The organism is Streptomyces albospinus (assembly GCF_014648695.1).
GTDB lineage: Bacteria > Actinomycetota > Actinomycetes > Streptomycetales > Streptomycetaceae > Streptomyces > Streptomyces albospinus.
In genome coordinates this window covers 100,883-117,966 of the sequence record NZ_BMRP01000001.1, presented here as the reverse complement: position 1 = coordinate 117,966, position 17,084 = coordinate 100,883, and the positions used below count along the sequence as shown (strand labels likewise).

Genomic DNA, 17,084 nt, shown 5'->3' with positions numbered 1-17,084 from the left:
TCGCCGGCCGCCTACGCGTCCGGCACCACCCGCCGCTCCTCCGCGAAGTGGCAGGCCGAGGGATGGTGCGCCGGTCCCGTCGACTCCCGGAATTCCGTGGGGACTTCGAGCGGCGGCTCGACCTGTGCGCACAGCTCCTGGGCCTTCCAGCAGCGGGTGCGGAAGCGGCAGCCGGACGGCGGGTGCGCCGGGGAGGGGACGTCGCCGGTCAGCAGGATGCGCTCGCGGTGCTCGCGGGCCTCGGGGTCGGGGACCGGGACGGCGGAGAGCAGCGCCTGGGTGTACGGGTGGGTCGGGTGGTCGTAGATCTGCTCGCCGGTGCCGGTCTCGGCGATCCGGCCCAGGTACATCACCGCGACCCGGTCGGAGATGTGGCGGACGACGGAGAGGTCGTGCGCGATGAAGACGTAGGAGATGTCGAAGTCGCTCTGGAGGCGCGCCAGGAGGTTGACGACCTGGGCCTGTACGGAGACGTCGAGGGCGGAGACCGGCTCGTCGGCGACGATGATCTCCGGGCGGAGGGCCAGGCCCCGGGCGATGCCGATGCGCTGGCGCTGGCCGCCGGAGAACTGGTGCGGATAGCGGTTGATGAACTCGGGGTTGAGCCCGACGACTTCGAGGAGTTCCTGGACCTTGCGCCGGCGGTCTCCCCTGGGTGCGACCTCGGGGTGGATCTCGTAGGGCTCGCCGATGATGTCGCCGACCGTCATCCGGGGGTTCAGGGAGGTGTAGGGGTCCTGGAACACCATCTGGATGTTGCGGCGCACGGCCTTCAGCGCGCGCCCGGAGAGCCGGGTGATGTCCTGCCCGCGGTACCGGATCTGACCCGCCGTCGGCCGCTCCAGCCCCACCAGCATCCGGGCGACGGTGGACTTCCCGCAGCCCGATTCGCCGACGATGCCGAGGGTTTCGCCCCGGTGGAGGTCGAAGGAGATCCCGTCGACCGCCTTGACGGCGCCCACCTGCTTCTTGAACAGCACGCCCTGGGTGAGCGGGAAGTGCTTGACCAGGTCGCGGACTTCGAGGAGGGGTTCGGGTGCGGGAACGGATGCGGGGTCACCGGGCGCCATCGAAGATCTCCTTTCCGCCGTCGAGGGTCTCTCTCCAGAAGTGGCAGGCGCTGGCCCGGTCCGGGCCCGCCTCGTAGAGCGGCGGCGGATCCGTACGGCAGATGTCGCGGGCCAGCGGGCAGCGGGGGTGGAAGGCGCAGCCCGGTGGGATGGCGGTCAGGTTCGGGGGCAGGCCCTTGATCGCGTAGAGTTCCCGGCCCTTGTGGCCCAGGCGCGGGATGGACTCCAGCAGGCCGCGGGTGTACGGGTGCGCGGGCGCCTTGTAGAGCTGGTGGACGGGGGCGGTCTCGACGATCCGGCCCGCGTACATCACGGCGATGGTGTCGGCGACATCGGCGACCACGCCCAGGTCGTGGGTGATCAGGATGAGTCCCATGGTGAACTCGCGCTGGAGCTCGGCGAGCAGATCCATCACCTGCGCCTGCACGGTGACGTCCAGGGCCGTGGTCGGCTCGTCGGCGATGATCAGGTCGGGGCGCAGCGCCAGCGCCATCGCGATCATGATGCGCTGGCGCATCCCGCCCGAGAACTGGTGCGGATAGTCCCCCACCCGCTCCCGCGCCGCCGGGATTCCGACCCGCTCCATCAGCTCCACGGCCCGGCCGCGGGCCTTCTTGCGGGACATCCCCTCGTGGACCTCGAACATCTCCCCCAGCTGCGCGCCGACGGTGAGGACCGGGTTCAGCGAGGACAGCGCGTCCTGGAAGATCATCGCCATCCTGGCGCCGCGGACCTTGCGCCGCTCCTCCTTGCCCAGCTTGAGCAGATCGCGTCCCTGGAAGAGGATCTCGCCGCCGGTCACGAAGCCCGGCGGGGAGTCGAGGATGCCCATCACGGCCTGGGCGGTGACGGACTTTCCGGAACCGGACTCGCCGAGCACCGCCAGCGTCTGCCCGGCCGCCACGGTGTAGCTGACGCCGTTGACGGCCCTGGCCACCCCGTCCCGGGTGCGGAACTCCACCCGCAGGTCCCGGACGTCCAGCAGGGGCTCGCCGTGCCGCACACCGCCGTTCGTCATCTGCCGCCTCCTCAGCGCAACTTGGGGTCGAGGGCGTCGCGCACCGCGTCGCCGAGCATGATGAACGCCAGCACCGTGATGCTCAGCGCGCCCGCGGGCCACAGCAGCATGTGCGGTGCGTTGCGGATGTAGGTCGAGGCGGTGGAGATGTCGATGCCCCAGGAGACGGTGGGGGGTTTGAGGCCCGCGCCGAGGTAGGACAGGGTGGCCTCCAGCGCGATGTACGTACCGAGCGCGATGGTGGCGACGACGATCACCGGGGCGACGGCGTTCGGCGCGATGTGCCGCAGCAGCATCCGCCCGTTGCCCGCGCCCAGCGCCCGTGCGGCCTGCACGTAGTCGTTCTGCTTGGCGGTGACGACGGAGCCGCGGGCGATCCGGCCGATCTGCGGCCAGCCGAGCAGCACGATGAAGCCGACCACCGGCCAGACGGTGGTGCTGGTGACGACGGACAGGAAGACCAGGCCGCCGAGCAGCACCGGGATGCCGAAGAAGATGTCGGCGAGGCGGGAGAGCAAGGTGTCCCACCAGCCGCCGAAGAAGCCGGCCAGCCCGCCGAGCAGGCTGCCCAGCAGGGCGGCGCCGGCGGTGGCGCAGGTGCCGACGGTGATGGAGGCGCGGGCGCCGTAGACGACCCGGGTGTAGACGTCCCGGCCCTGGGTGTCGTAGCCGAAGGGGTGGCCGGGCGCGGCGCCCTCCTGCGCCTTGGCCAGGTCGGCGCGGTACGGGTTGCCGGTGGCGATCAGCTGCGGCCAGATGGCGATGACCACGAGGAAGACGATGACCAGCGCGGAGACCACGAAGACCGGGTTGCGGCGCAGGTCGTGCCAGGCGTCGCTCCACAGGCTGCGGGGCTTGCCGGTGGGTTCGCCGCCGGGTGGCCGGCCGGCGGCGGGCGCGCGCTCCAGCGATTCCGCCTCGCCCATGGCCAGGGCGGCGGTCCCGCCGTCGCCGTGGCCGATGGCTTCCTTGGGGACGTAGCTCTCAGGCATAGCGGATCCTCGGGTCGAGGACGGCGTACAGCAGGTCGACCAGCAGGTTGGCGATCAGGAACACCAGCACCAGGATCGTCACGAAGCCCACCACCGTCGGCGAGTTCTGCCGGAGGATGCCCTGGTAGAGCTGGTAGCCGACGCCGTGGATGTTGAAGATGCGCTCGGTGACGATGGCGCCGCCCATCAGCGCGCCGATGTCGGTGCCGATGAAGGTGACGACCGGGATCAGCGAATTCCGCAGCAGATGGCGGGTGATGACCCGGCGCCGGGGCAGGCCCTTGGCGATGGCCGTGCGGACGTAGTCGGCGCGGGCGTTCTCCGCGATCGAGGTCCGGGTCAGCCGGGTGACATAGGCCAGCGAGACCAGCGCCAGGACCAGCCCGGGAAGCAGGAGTTGGTTGAGCGGCGCCTCGGTCGCAACGGTCGGCGCGGCCCATTCCCATTTCACGCCGAACACGAACTGGAGCAGATATCCGCTGACGAACGTCGGGATCGAGACGACGACGAGGGTGAGGACCAGCACGCTGGTGTCCACCCCCCGGCCGCGCCGCAGCCCGCTGAACACCCCCAGCACAATGCCCACGATCATCTCGATCACAATCGCGACGATGGTCAGCCGGAGGGTGACCGGAAAGGCCGTGGACATCAGCTCGGTGACCGACTGACCGTTGAACGCGGTGCCGAAATTCCCCTGGAAGATCTGCCCCATGTAGTGCGGATACTGCCTCCACAACGGCTGGTCGAGATAGAGGTCGTGGCGGATCTGCGCGGCGGTGGCCGGGTCCGGCGCCCGGTCGCCGAACATCGCGGCGACCGGGTCGCCCAGCGCATAGACCATGAAGAAGATCAGAAACGTACTGCCGATGAAGACCGGGATCATCTGGAGCAGCCGCCGGATCACATAACGTCCCATGAGCGAGCCTCACTTCACGGTCAACCGGCTCAGCCGGCCTTGATCTCGTTGTAGACCGGCACGCTGAAGGGATTCAACGACACATTGCTGATGCGCTCCGAATAGCCGCCGCTGCCGTTCTGGTACCACAGCGGAATGGCCGGCATCTGCTCGGCCAGGATCTTCTCCGCTTGCTGGAACGTGAGCACGGCCTGGCGGGTGTCCGGTGCCGCATTGGCCTCGTTGACGAGTTTGTCGAATCCGGGGTCGCTGAACTTCCCGTCGTTGGACGAGGCGTTGGTGTAGTACAGCGGCTGGAGGAAGTTCTGGATCAGCGGGTAGTCCATCTGCCAGCCGGCCCGGAACGGCCCGGTCAGCGCTCTCGCGCTGATCTTGTTCCGGAAGTCCGCGAAGGTCCCGACCGGGTCCCCGACGCACGCCTTGTCGTTCCCCAACGTCTTGTTGATGCTGTTGCACACCGCGTCGACCCAGTCCTTGTGCGAGCCGGTGTCCGCGTTGTACGTGATGGTCATCCGGCCGCCGGGCAGGCCGCCGCCCTCCTGGATGAGCTGCCGTGCCTTGACCGCGTCGAACACGCAGGCGTCGCCGCACAGCCCTTCCTTGAAGCCGCCTTGGACGCCCAGCACCGGTGAGGTCCAGTCGCTCGCCGGTGTCCGGGTGTTCTGGAAGATCTCCTTGGTGATCTGCTGCCGGTCGATCGCCATCGAGATGCCGCGGCGCACCTTCTCCATCCCCGGCCGGCCCCATTTCGGGTCGTACATGGGGAAGGTGATGGTCTGGATGATCCCGGCCGGCTGATTGATGTACCGGTTCCCCAGGTCCTTCTTCACGTTCTTGAGCTGTGCGGCGGGAATGTCGTCCACCAGGTCGAGATTGCCCGCCTGGAGATCGGTGTAGGCGGTGTTGTTGTCGGTGTAGACCCGCAGATCGATCCCGCCGTTCCGCGCCGGGTCCGAACCCGGGTACTTCTTCCACTTCCGCATCTTCAGCACGGTGCCCTTGGTGTACGAATCCACCAGGTACGGGCCGTTGCCGATCGGCTTCTTCAGCCATGCGTCGTGCTGCTGGAAGAACGCCTGCGGCAGCGGCATGAACGCCGAATAGCCCAGGGTGTCCGGCCAGCTGGAGAACTTCTGGTTGAGCTTGACGGTGAAGGTCTTGTCGTCCTTCACCGCCAGCCCGGACAGGGTCTTGGCGGTGGCCGTGCCATGGTCCGGATGGACCCGGTCGTAGCCGTCGATGTACTGGAAGAACGCCGCGTTCTTCTGCTTGTTGTCCAGCAGCGCCCCGTAATTCCAGGCGTCCACGAACGACTTCGCGGTGACCTTCTCGCCGTTGCTGAAGGTCCAGCCGGGCTTCAGCGTCACCGTGTAGTTCTGTGCGTCCTTCGTCTCGATCCGGTCGGCGATGACGTTCTCCGCGGCCCCGGTCTTCGGGTTGTAGCGCTTGAGCCCGCGCATCAGCATTTCCAGGACCTTGCCGCCCTGCACCTCATTGGTGTTCGCCGGCTCCAGCGGGTTCTGCGGGTCCCCCCAGGAGGAGCTCACCACCCCGGAGGTGTCCGTGCCCCCGCCCCCGCCCCCGCAGCCCGTGGCCGCCAGGGCGACGGCTCCAGCGCATACGGCCCACTTCGCGCGCACGGCTCTGCGCATGGCGTCTCCTTTGGTCCGGACTCCGGGGTCACACGTAGCCACAGGGACCACACGTAGCCCACATCAGAGCCCAAACCAGCACGTATCGCACTCCGGAGCCGACCGCCGCTGCTCCGAAATCCCGAGAAACCGCCCGGATGACGGAAGCGCCCCGCCGGACCGAAGTCCGGCGGGGCGCTTCAACGCGTCAGTGGCGATTACCGCTTGGCGCGGGACGCCGCGCGACCGCGCTCCTTCTGGTCGAGGACGACCTTGCGGATGCGGACCGCCTCCGGGGTGACCTCGACGCACTCGTCGTCGCGGCAGAACTCCAGCGACTGCTCCAGGGAGAGCTTGCGCGGCGGGACGATCGCCTCGAACGAGTCGGCCGAGGAGGAGCGCATGTTGGTGAGCTTCTTCTCCTTGGTGATGTTGACGTCCATGTCGTCGGAGCGGGAGTTCTCACCGACGATCATGCCCTCGTACACCTCGGTGCCCGGGTCGGTGAAGAGCACACCGCGCTCCTGGAGGTTGGTCATCGCGAAGGCGGTGACGGAACCGGAGCGGTCGGCGACCAGCGAGCCGTTGTTACGGGTCTGGAGCTGGCCGAACCACGGCTCGTGGCCCTCGTGGATGGAGTGCGCGATGCCCGTGCCGCGGGTGTTGGTCAGGAACTCCGTACGGAAGCCGATCAGACCGCGGGACGGCACGACGAACTCCATGCGGACCCAGCCGGAGCCGTGGTTGGACATGTTGTCCATCCGGCCCTTGCGGGTGCCCATCAGCTGGGTGACGGCGCCCATGTGCTCCTCGGGCACGTCGATCGTGATGCGCTCGACCGGCTCGTAGGTCTTGCCGTCGACCTCCTTGGTGACGACCTGCGGCTTGCCGATGGTCATCTCGAAGCCCTCGCGGCGCATCTGCTCGACCAGGATGGCCAGCGCCAGCTCACCGCGGCCCTGCACCTCCCAGGCGTCGGGGCGCTCGGTGTCCAGGACGCGCAGCGAGACGTTACCGATCAGCTCGCGCTCCAGGCGGTCCTTGACCTGGCGGGCGGTGACCTTGCGGTCCTTGACCGCGGCCTTGGCCTCCGCGCCCTTGCCGGTACCGCCACGGCCGACCAGCGGCGAGGTGTTGGTGCCGATGGTCATGGAGATCGCCGGCTCGTCGACGGTGATCAGCGGCAGCGCGATCGGGTTCTCCGGGTCGGCCAGCGTCTCGCCGATCATGATGTCCGGGATACCGGCGACCGCGCAGATGTCGCCGGGGCCGGCCTTCTCGGCGGGCTTGCGGGTGAGCGCCTCGGTCATCATCAGCTCGGTGATGCGGACGTTGGAGGTGGTGCCGTCGCGCTTGATCCAGGCGACGGTCTGGCCCTTCTGGAGCTCGCCCTGCTCGACGCGGAGCAGCGCGATACGGCCGAGGAAGTTGTCCGCGTCGAGGTTGGTGACGTGGGCCTGGAGCGGCGCGTCCTCCTCGTACCTCGGGGCCGGGACGTGCTCCAGGATCGTGGAGAAGAACGGCTCCAGGTTGGTGGAGTCCGCCGGGACGGTGCCGTCCTCCGGCTTGGTCAGCGAGGCGATGCCGTCACGGCCGCAGGCGTAGACGATCGGGAACTCGATCTGGTCCTCGTCTGCGTCCAGGTCGAGGAAGAGGTCGTAGGTCTCGTTGACGACCTCGTCGATCCGGGAGTCCGGGCGGTCGGTCTTGTTGATGCACAGGATGACCGGCATCCGGGCCTGGAGGGCCTTGCGGAGCACGAAGCGGGTCTGCGGGAGCGGGCCCTCGGAGGCGTCGACCAGCAGCACGACCGCGTCCACCATCGACAGACCGCGCTCGACCTCGCCACCGAAGTCGGCGTGGCCGGGGGTGTCGATGATGTTGATCGTGATGGGGTCCCCGCCGTCCTTCGGGTGATACTTCACCGCGGTGTTCTTGGCGAGGATCGTGATGCCCTTCTCACGCTCCAGGTCGTTCGAGTCCATGACGCGGTCGTCGACGGAGTCGAGCTGGTGCGCGGCGAAGGCACCGGCCTGCTTGAGCATGGCGTCGACGATGGTCGTCTTGCCGTGGTCGACGTGGGCGACGATGGCGACGTTACGGATGTCGTGACGTGTTGCGGACACGGCCATATTGCGGCGCTTCTCCCGGAATCGTGGGTGGCGGCGCGTACGGTCCGGTACGCGCGCCCGCCGGGCATAACGACGCCACGGCCTCACCCCATGGTACGGGGCTGCGGCGGAAAAGGCCGCCCCAGCCCGTACACAGCACCTCTGACCTGCGGTTTCTTACCGGTTGTTACCTCTGGTGTGGCCTTTACTTCTTGTAGCCGATGTCCTGGAAGCGGGGGGAGGCGAAGCCGAACGCGCCGATGTTGGCGAGCGACTTCCTGGTGGCCACCAGCTCCGGCCGCTGGTACAGCGGAATCGACCCGGCGGCGGCCCAGATCCGGGCGTCGGCCTGCTCGACCAGGGTGCGCGCGGCGTCCGCGTCCAGCTCGGAGGCGGCCTGGTCGAAAAGCTGGTCGATGTGGTCGGTGCCGACCCGGGTGTAGTTCTGCTCGACGGTCAGCGAGCCGTCCGGTGCGGGCTGCGGCTTGGCGAAGATCGGCCGGGCGTCGGTCGCCGGGAAGGCGGTGCCGGGCCAGGAGTAGAGGGCCAGGTCGTAGTCGCCGGAGGCGATGTGGTCCTGGAAGTAGCTGGTGTCCGGGACCCGCTGGATCGAGGTCTGCACGCCGATCTTGTCGAGCATCCCGGCGATCCGCCGGCCCACCGTGCGCAGCTGCTCGGACCCGGCCCCGTCGGGCAGGACGAAGCGCAGCGTGAGCGGCCGGCCGTCCTTGCGCAGCACCGGCGCCCGGTCCGCCCGGCCGGCTGCCGCCGCCTCCGGGGAGCGCTCGACGCTCATCTGCCGGGCCGCAGCGTGGCCGGCGGAGCCGGGCAGCTGGGGCTCCTGCCCGGCCTCGATCAGCTCGGCGGCGCCCAGCGCCTGCGCGGCCCGCTTCTTGTAGCGCTTGTACTTCGCGTACGCCGCGGAGCCGGTGTCCCCGGCCGCCGCCGCCTTCTCCGCGGCCGCCCCCTCCTTGTAGAACGCGGCGCTCTGCCGCAGCAGCGCGGCCTGCTGGACCTCGGAGCCGACCGCCCCGGTGAAGGACAGCGGGGCGTCGGCGGGGGCCGGGCGGTCGCCGCTCTCCTCGACGCCGCGCCCGGCGGCGGAGCCGTGGCCGGGGGCGCGGCCGGCGTGCGCCGAGTTGCGGCCGTCCGACCAGGCGTCGCCGGACCGGTCGGCGGAGGCCCCGGTCCGAGGCCGGTCCACCTTGGACTCGCTCCGGTGGCCCTGGTCGCTCCCGTCGGCCGCCACGTCCGGCGGCACCGCCCGGCCGGCGCCGGCCTTCTCCCCCGCCCGCTCCGGATCGCTGCCGCCCGCCGGCTTCCAGCCGGCGTCGGCGAGCAGCTTCCTGGCCGCCGCCGGGTCGGCATCGCCGAGCGCGTCGCTGTGGTCCTCGTAGCCGTGCTGCCCGGCCATCAGCAGATGGCTGCCGAGCGGTCTGGACGGCAGGTCCAGCGGCTTGAGGACGGTGTCGGCGAGCGCCTGCCGGTCGATGGCGCGGGCCACCGCGCGGCGCACCCGGTCGTCGGAGAGCGGCCCGGCGCCGCCGTTCAGGGCGAGCTGGGTGTAGGCGGGCTCCAGGGCCTTGTGGACGGTGTAGGCGCGCAGCCCGGCCGCCCGGTCCGGGGCCGCGGCCTTGGCGTCGGCCCCCTTGGCGTCACCGCTCCCGCCGGCCTCGGCGACCCGCTGCGCGGCGGCCCGGTCGACCGCGGCGACGTCGACGGTCCCGGCCGACAGCGCCGCCACCCGCTTGTCGCGGGGCAGCGCCTCCAGCACCACCCGGTCGAGCTTGGCCGCGTCGCCCCACCACTTCGGGTTCCGTACGAGCGTCACGGAGCCGCGGTCGGCGTCCTGCTTCTGCACGCTGAACGGGCCTGCCCCGACGGCCAGTTGCTCCCGCGTCTTGTCGTTGAAGGCGTGCGGGCTGCCCATCACGCCCTTCGGGTACAGCGGGGTGAAGAGCGACTGCCAGTCGGCGTACGGCCGGGCGAAGGTGACCTTGACCTGGTGCGGTTCGGCGCCCGCCTCGACCTTGGCGATGCGGTCGTACCCGGCGTTGCGGGCGGTCCAGTACGCGTTGTCGCTGCCGCGCAGTGCCTTCCACTGGGCGAGGAAGTCGGCGGCCTCGACGGGCCGCCCGTCGCTCCACTGCGCCTTGGGGTTGAGGTGGTAGGTGACGACCTGCTTGGGTTCGCGGGCGCTGACGTCCGCGGCGTCGAGGTAGTCGGCGTTGCGCTGCGGACGGCCGTTGGCGTCGATGGTGAACAGGCTGGGCAGCACGGCGCCGGTGATGCGGGCGGTGGTGGCGTCGGCGTCGCTCTGGAAGGCGTTGAAGGTGCCGGGCGCCGCGTCGATCGCCCAGCGCACGGTGCCGCCGTCCTTCAGCAGCCCGCGCGGTGCCGGCGCGATGTCCTGGGACTCGGAGACGGACGCCGCGGTGTCGTTCTCACTGCATCCGGCCAGCGCCGGCATCGGCAGCAGCACTCCCGCCGCGATGAGCGCGGCATAACGGCGCCGCCGGCACGCCGCGCGGCCTGAGCTGACGTGGTCGGTCATGACTGTTACCTCCGGGCTCGCCCGCGCCGCACCGAGCCGCAGCAACACGTCCGGCCGACTTTGCGGCTCATCACATCTATGGGCCCCCTACTGAAGGTGAACGACGAGCCCCCTCCCGCCCGACACGGCGACGGCCGCCCGCAAGGCCACCCGCCCGGCCCAATACGGGCTCCGCCAGGTGCTGCAAGGGGGCGCGTACGGCGCATCGCCCGCACCCCCGAACCAGCGCTCTCGTACGGGAGTTCGGCAACCAATACGGCGCGTGTTCGCTGAAACGCACCGGTTCGAGTCGTAGTCGCGCCAGACCCCTTCCCAACCCCTACTGTGACGCGCGACACTCTCGGGCGCATGAGATCGCCCACCACACCTGCAAAAGTGAGGGCACGTTATGTCCCTTCAGGACGACTTGACGGCGGTTGAACGCAGCCTGGACGGACTCGTCCAGGCAGTCGGAAAGCTGGAGTCGCGGATCGGCGGCGGGCTGGACATCCGCCGGGTGCGCAGCGACACGGACCATCTGCGCGAGAGCCTGGCGCTGCTGAGGCAGGGCGTGGCCGCCGGGCCCCCGGGCCGTCCCGGCAAGGCCGAGGACGAGATGGTGCCGGTCTCCGACACCCCCTACAACTCCGCACTGTGGACGGACGCCGAGGACGAGGGCCTGGGCGCCAAGGACCGGCACGCGCCCTGAGGACGGAGAACGACGTTGGCCACTGGCATCGAACCCCCACCGCAAACGGACGCGATCGGCGTGCGCGACACCTCGCGCGCCGCCATCCCGGCCCGCCATCTGCGCACCGACCGCTGGTGGCTGGCGCCGGCCGGCACCGCCGCCGGGCTGCTCGCGTTCGTCGTCTACTCGACCTGGCGGGCCTTCTCGAACGCCGACTACTACCACGCCCCGTACGTCTCGCCGTTCTACTCGCCGTGCCTGGCGCAGAACTGCCACACCATGCGCGGCGGCCCCAACTGGGAGATCCTCGGCAGCTGGTGGGGCCTGTCGCCGGCGCTGCTGATCCTGATCTTCCCGCTGGGCTTCCGGCTGACCTGCTACTACTACCGCAAGGCGTACTACCGCGGCTTCTGGGCCTCGCCGCCGGCCTGCGCGGTCGCCGAGCCGCACGCCAAGTACACCGGTGAGACCCGCTTCCCGCTGATCCTCCAGAACATCCACCGCTACTTCTTCTACTTCGCGGTGCTGGTCGCCGGCGTGCTCACGTACGACACGGTGCTCACCTTCCGCGACGCGCACTACGCCTGGGGCCACATGGGCCTGGGCTCGCTGGTCTTCCTCGCCAACATCGTGCTGATCTGGGCGTACACCCTCTCCTGCCACTCCTGCCGGCACATCGTCGGCGGCCGGCTGCGGCACTTCTCCAAGCACCCGGTGCGCTACCGGCTGTGGGGCTGGGTCGGCAGGCTGAACGAGCGCCACATGCTGCTCGCCTGGGCCTCGCTGATCAGCGTGGCGGTGGCGGACTTCTATGTCTTCCTGCTGGCCAGCGGAGCGTTCGAGGATCCGCGCTTCTTCTGACGGCACGCTCCACGGACAACGGAAACAACTCCAAGGAACCCCAAGGAAAGGTGTGCCCGCTGATGGCGCATGTGGACCGGCAGACCTGGGACGTGGTCGTGGTGGGCGCGGGCGGCGCCGGGCTGCGCGCCGCCATCGAGGCCCGCGAGGCCGGGATGCGGACGGCGGTGATCTGCAAGTCCCTGTTCGGCAAGGCCCATACCGTGATGGCCGAGGGCGGTATCGCGGCCAGCATGGGCAACGCCAACGAGAACGACAACTGGCAGGTCCACTTCCGGGACACCATGCGCGGCGGAAAGTTCCTCAACCAGTGGCGGATGGCCGAGCTGCACGCCCGCGAAGCCCCCGACCGGGTATGGGAGTTGGAGACCTGGGGCGCGCTCTTCGACCGCACGGCGGACGGCCGGATCTCGCAGCGCAACTTCGGCGGCCACGAATACCCGCGGCTGGCGCACGTCGGCGACCGTACCGGCCTGGAGCTGATCCGCACCCTCCAGCAGAAGATCGTCTCGCTCCAGCAGGAGGACGAGCGCGACAGCGGCTCGTACGACGCGGGGCTGAAGGTCTTCCAGGAGTGCACCGTCACCCGGGTCCTCAAGAAGGACGGAAGGGTCTCCGGGGTCTTCTGCTACCAGCGGGAGTCCGGCCGCTTCTTCGTCCTGGAGGCGCCGGCGGTGGTGCTGGCCACCGGCGGCATCGGCAAGTCCTTCAAGGTGACGTCGAATTCGTGGGAGTACACCGGGGACGGGCACGCGCTGGCGCTGCTCGCCGGGGCACCGCTGATCAACATGGAGTTCGTGCAGTTCCATCCGACCGGGATGGTCTGGCCGCCGTCCGTCAAGGGCATCCTCGTCACCGAGTCCGTCCGCGGTGACGGCGGCGTGCTGCGCAACAGCGACGGCAACCGCTTCATGTTCGACTACATCCCCGATGTCTTCAAGGAGAAGTACGCACAGACCGAGGCCGAGGGCGACCGCTGGTACGAGGACCCGGACAACAACCGCCGGCCGCCCGAGCTGCTGCCCCGCGACGAGGTGGCGCGCGCCATCAACGCCGAGGTCAAGGCGGGCCGCGGCTCCCCGCACGGCGGGGTGTTCCTGGACGTGTCGACGCGGATGCCGGCCGAGGTGATCAAGCGCCGGCTGCCGTCCATGCACCACCAGTTCAAGGAACTGGCGGACGTGGACATCACCGCCGAGCCGATGGAGGTCGGCCCGACCTGCCACTACGTGATGGGCGGGGTGGAGGTGGACCCGGACAGCGCGGCGGCGACCGGGGTGCCGGGGCTGTTCGCGGCCGGCGAGGTGGCCGGCGGTATGCACGGCTCCAACCGGTTGGGCGGCAACTCGCTGTCCGACCTGCTGGTCTTCGGCCGCCGAGCGGGGCTCTACGCGGCCGAGTACGTGGCGGCGCTGCGCGACCGGCCGGCCGCCGATCCGCGGGACATCGACGCCGCCGAGGCGGAGGCGCTGCGCCCCTTCAGCGCCGAGGGCGGCGGGCAGCACGCCGACCGGGGGCCGGCGGAGAACCCGTACACCCTGCACCAGGAGCTCCAGCAGTCGATGAACGACCTGGTCGGCATCATCCGCCGGGAGGGCGAGATGGCCGAGGCGCTGGAGCGGCTGGCCGAACTGCGGGTGCGCGCCCGGCGGGCCGGCGTCGAGGGGCACCGGCAGTACAACCCCGGCTGGCACCTGGCCATCGACCTGCGGAACATGCTGCTGGTCAGCGAGTGCGTGGCGCGGGCGGCGCTGGAGCGCGAGGAGAGCCGCGGCGGGCACACCCGGGACGACCATCCGGACATGGACCGGCGCTGGCGCAACGTCAATCTGGTCTGTGAACTGGCCGACACCCGGGCCGACTCGGGTGAGGCGGACCCGGCGCTCGGGCAGATCCGGCTGTCCCGCCGGGAGACCCCGCCGATCCGCCGCGATCTCCTCGAACTCTTCGACAAGGACGAGCTGGTGAAGTATCTGACGGACGAGGAGCTGAGCCGGTGAGCGAGCGGCAGGCGAACCAGCGGGCCGGCGCGTACCAGGCGCACTTCCGGGTGTGGCGGGGCGACGCGGACGGCGGCGGACTGACGGACTTCGAGGTGGAGGTGCACGAGGGCGAGGTGGTGCTGGACATCATCCACCGCCTCCAGGCGACCCAGGCGCCCGATCTCGCCGTCCGCTGGAACTGCAAGGCGGGCAAGTGCGGTTCGTGCAGCGCGGAGATCAACGGGCGCCCGCGACTGATGTGCATGACCCGGATGTCGGTCTTCTCCCGCACGGAGACGGTGACCGTCACCCCGATGCGGGCCTTCCCGGTCCTGCGCGACCTGGTCACCGACGTCGCGTTCAACTACACCAAGGCGCGGGAGATCCCGGCCTTCGTCCCGCCGGCGGACCTGGGCCCCGGCGAGTACCGCATGCAGCAGGAGGACGTGAACCGGTCGCAGGAGTTCCGGAAGTGCATCGAGTGCTTCCTGTGCCAGAACACCTGCCATGTCGTGCGCGACCACGAGGAGAACAAGGACGTCTTCGCCGGGCCGCGCTTCCTGATGCGGATCGCCGAGCTCGACATGCACCCGCTGGACGCGGCACCGGCGTCCGGGCTGGACCGCAAGAGCACCGCGCAGGACGAGCACGGGCTGGGCTACTGCAACATCACCAAGTGCTGCACCGAGGTCTGCCCGGAGAACATCAAGATCACCGACAATGCGCTGATCCCGCTGAAGGAGCGTGCCGCCGACCGCAAATACGACCCCCTGGTGTGGCTCGGGAACAAGATCCGCCGCCGGACGGAATGACCGGCCGGGCAGCCAAGTGCCTGCGGATGAAACATTTCTGACGTGACGTCATGGCCGCGCCACATGGCCGGAAACATTCTTACGGCAGGTTCGAACGGGCGCGGTATAAAAACGAAATGAATCTTCCAGAAATGAGCCGGCGGCGGGTGCTGGCCGGCCTCGGCACCGTCCCCCTGGCCGCCGCGGCCGGCTTCCCCGACCTCGATCGGGACCGCTCCCCGAGACCGGTGGCGGCCCCAGGGCACGGACGGACCACCCTGCTGCGCGGCGCCGACCTGGTGCTCACCATGGACCCGAAGGTGGGCGCCGGCCCCCTCGGCCAACTGGACAACGGTGTCGACCTGCTGCTGCGGGACGGCACCATCGCCGCCGTCGGCCGGGGGCTCGACGCACCGGCCGGCGCCCGCGTCCTGGACGCCCGCGGCAAGATCGTCCTGCCGGGCTTCGTCGATCTGCACAACCACCTGTGGCAGTCCAGCATCCGCGGCGGCTGCTCCGGCGAGGACCTCAACGGCTGGCTGTCCGACTGCAACCGCGCCGTCCTGCCGAAGATCGGCGCCCAGGACATGTACCGGTTCGTCCATCTCGCCGCCCTCGACGCCCTCCAGGCGGGCGTCACCACGGTCGTCGACTGGGTGCACCCGATCCCGTACGACACCAGCGAGCGCTACATCCGGGCGCTGGACGACGCCGGGCTGCGCTTCGTCTACGCCTCGACGCAGCGCGCCGCCGACGCCCATCTCATCCTCAAGGTCAAGAAGGACCTCCTGGACCGGCTGCCGCTGGCCTCCGTCCAGGTGGCGGCGCACGCCGGGATGTCGCAGCTCACGGATCTGCGGACGCTCCACGAACTCGCCCGCGATCTCGGCGTGATGCTCAACTCCCACGTCCTGGAGAACCGCGACGACCGCAAGGACGACCCGATCCGCTCGCTCCGCGAGATCGGCGCCTTCGGTCCGGACCTGCTGATGAACCACGCGATCCACCTCACCGACGAGGAGATCGCGCTGACCGGCGAGCACGACGTCCGGGTCGCCCACTGCCCGCTGAGCAACATGCGGCTGGCGTCCGGCATCTGCCCGCTGCCCGCGCTGCACGCGCACCGCGTACGGGCCGGGCTGGGCCACGACGGCGGGACCAATGACACCTCGGACATGTTCAACCTCATGAAGGCGGCGGTCGGCCTCCAGCGGGCCCGCCACGAGGACGCCGGGATCCACCCCACCATCCCGGCCGTGCTGCGGATGGCGACGCTGGGCGGCGCGGAGTGCATCGGCATGGCGGACCGGGTCGGGTCGCTGACACCGGGCAAGCGCGCCGATGTCGTCGTCCTCGACCCCGGCACGCTCAACTTCGCCCCGCGCTTCGACTGGACCGGCCAGATCGTCCTCAACGGCCAGCCGCCGAACGTCAGCGAGGTCTTCGTCGACGGCCGGCTGCGCAAGCACCGGGGCGAGCTGGTCGACGTCGACACCGAACACGTCGTCCACGAGGCGGAATTGGCGGCGGCCCACATCCGCACCGCCTGACCACCGAACGCCCGCGCGCCCGGCAGGTTCCACCGGCCCGGATCATTCACCGGCCCCGCTCAGAACAGGCTCAGCAGCGCCTCCGCCGGATCCATCGGCGCCGACTCCCCGTCCGGCAGGGCCAGTTCGAACCATACGGTCTTGCCGCGCGGGGTGCGGCGGCTGCCCCAGCGCTCGCTCAGCAGGCCGACGAGCTGGAGGCCGCGACCGCCCTCGTCGGTGTCCCGGGCCCGGCGGCGGCGCGGCTGGGCGAGATCCGCGTCCCAGACCTCGCAGACCAGGGTGCGGTCCAGTAGCAACCGCAGCCGGATCTCCCCGTGGCCGTGCCGCAGGGCGTTGGTCACCAGCTCGCTGACCAGCAGCTCCGTGGTGTCGACCAGGCCCTGGAGCCCCCAGTCCGTGAGCTGGTCGCGGGCCAGCTCACGGGCGCGGGCGACCGAACGGGCCTCCGGCGCCAGGCTCCAGTCGCCCACCGCGTCCTTCGGCAGGCCGTGCACCCTGGCCATCAGCAGCGCGATGTCGTCCTCGCCGTGCTGGGTGTCCAGCGCGCTCAGGACGTGGTCGCAGACGTCCTCCAGCGGCCGGCCGGACTCCGAGAGCGCCATCCGGAACGCCTGCAACCCCTCGTCCAGCGGGTGGTCGCGGGACTCCACCAGGCCGTCCGTGTACAGCGCGAGCAGCGCGCCGTCCGGCACCTCGACCTCGATCTCCTCGAACGGCTCGCCACCGACCCCGAGGGGCATCCCCGGCGGCACGTCGAGCAGCAGCGCGTCCTCGCCCTCCTCGACCAGTACGGGCGGCAGATGCCCGGCGTTGGCGAAGGTGCAGATCCGGGTGATCGGGTCGTAGACGGCGTAGACGCAGGTGGCGAGGTAGACCTCGGAGAGGTCGGCGGTAGCGGCCGAGCGGCCCGGCCCGGCCCCGCCGGGCGCGCCGCC

General features: G+C 70.2%; 13 protein-coding genes. 5 read left to right on the top strand and 8 right to left on the bottom strand.

What is annotated here, in order from left to right; translation table 11 throughout:
* Window positions 1-11 precede the first annotated feature (11 nt).
* From IEZ17_RS00680 to IEZ17_RS00650, 7 genes are all read right to left on the bottom strand, one after another.
* On the bottom strand, window positions 12-1,070 hold the full coding sequence (locus tag IEZ17_RS00680) for an ABC transporter ATP-binding protein (RefSeq protein ID WP_189295204.1): 1,059 nt from the start codon (window positions 1,068-1,070) through the stop codon (window positions 12-14).
* A complete protein-coding gene (locus tag IEZ17_RS00675) occupies window positions 1,057-2,088 on the bottom strand; it encodes an ABC transporter ATP-binding protein (protein ID WP_189295202.1) in 1,032 nt (343 codons plus the stop codon). Before IEZ17_RS00675 ends, IEZ17_RS00680 begins: the two co-directional genes overlap by 14 nt.
* An 11-nt stretch (window positions 2,089-2,099) precedes the next feature.
* A complete protein-coding gene (locus tag IEZ17_RS00670) occupies window positions 2,100-3,080 on the bottom strand; it encodes an ABC transporter permease (RefSeq protein WP_189295200.1) in 981 nt (326 codons plus the stop codon).
* Window positions 3,073-3,996: an ABC transporter permease gene (locus IEZ17_RS00665; RefSeq protein ID WP_189295198.1), complete on the bottom strand. Its 924-nt coding sequence runs from the start codon at window positions 3,994-3,996 to the stop codon at window positions 3,073-3,075. Before IEZ17_RS00665 ends, IEZ17_RS00670 begins: the two co-directional genes overlap by 8 nt.
* 29 nt (window positions 3,997-4,025) lie before the next feature.
* On the bottom strand, window positions 4,026-5,648 hold the full coding sequence (locus IEZ17_RS00660) for a peptide ABC transporter substrate-binding protein (RefSeq protein WP_189295196.1): 1,623 nt from the start codon (window positions 5,646-5,648) through the stop codon (window positions 4,026-4,028).
* A 197-nt stretch (window positions 5,649-5,845) separates the two neighbouring features.
* The gene (gene typA / locus IEZ17_RS00655) at window positions 5,846-7,759 is read right to left on the bottom strand and encodes a translational GTPase TypA (RefSeq protein WP_189295194.1); all 1,914 of its coding nucleotides are present in this window, start codon (window positions 7,757-7,759) and stop codon (window positions 5,846-5,848) included.
* Between the two features lie 184 nt (window positions 7,760-7,943).
* On the bottom strand, window positions 7,944-10,292 hold the full coding sequence (locus IEZ17_RS00650; RefSeq protein ID WP_189295192.1) for an ABC transporter family substrate-binding protein: 2,349 nt from the start codon (window positions 10,290-10,292) through the stop codon (window positions 7,944-7,946).
* Window positions 10,293-10,680: 388 nt separating this feature from the next.
* On the opposite strand from IEZ17_RS00650, the gene IEZ17_RS00645 reads away from it, so the two are divergent.
* The 5 genes from IEZ17_RS00645 to IEZ17_RS00625 all read left to right on the top strand — a co-directional run bounded on the left by IEZ17_RS00645 (window position 10,681) and on the right by IEZ17_RS00625 (window position 16,146).
* Window positions 10,681-10,980, top strand: a complete 300-nt coding sequence (locus tag IEZ17_RS00645; RefSeq protein WP_189295190.1) for an Rv0250c family protein — start codon at window positions 10,681-10,683, stop codon at window positions 10,978-10,980.
* A 15-nt stretch (window positions 10,981-10,995) separates the two neighbouring features.
* Complete coding sequence (gene sdhC / locus IEZ17_RS00640) at window positions 10,996-11,823, top strand: succinate dehydrogenase subunit SdhC (protein WP_189295188.1); 828 nt, start codon at window positions 10,996-10,998, stop codon at window positions 11,821-11,823.
* A gap of 62 nt (window positions 11,824-11,885) precedes the next feature.
* A complete protein-coding gene (locus IEZ17_RS00635; RefSeq protein WP_189295186.1) occupies window positions 11,886-13,823 on the top strand; it encodes a fumarate reductase/succinate dehydrogenase flavoprotein subunit in 1,938 nt (645 codons plus the stop codon).
* Window positions 13,820-14,617, top strand: a complete 798-nt coding sequence (locus tag IEZ17_RS00630) for a succinate dehydrogenase/fumarate reductase iron-sulfur subunit (protein WP_189295184.1) — start codon at window positions 13,820-13,822, stop codon at window positions 14,615-14,617. The genes IEZ17_RS00635 and IEZ17_RS00630 overlap by 4 nt, the downstream gene beginning before the upstream one ends.
* A 116-nt stretch (window positions 14,618-14,733) precedes the next feature.
* Window positions 14,734-16,146 (top strand): amidohydrolase family protein, encoded by a 1,413-nt coding sequence (locus IEZ17_RS00625; RefSeq protein ID WP_189295182.1) that lies wholly within the window; start codon window positions 14,734-14,736, stop codon window positions 16,144-16,146.
* Window positions 16,147-16,205: 59 nt separating this feature from the next.
* On the opposite strand, the gene IEZ17_RS00620 is transcribed toward IEZ17_RS00625, so the two are convergent.
* Window positions 16,206-17,084 (bottom strand): ATP-binding SpoIIE family protein phosphatase (locus IEZ17_RS00620; RefSeq protein WP_189295180.1); only part of this gene is annotated, 879 nt, incomplete at its 5' end.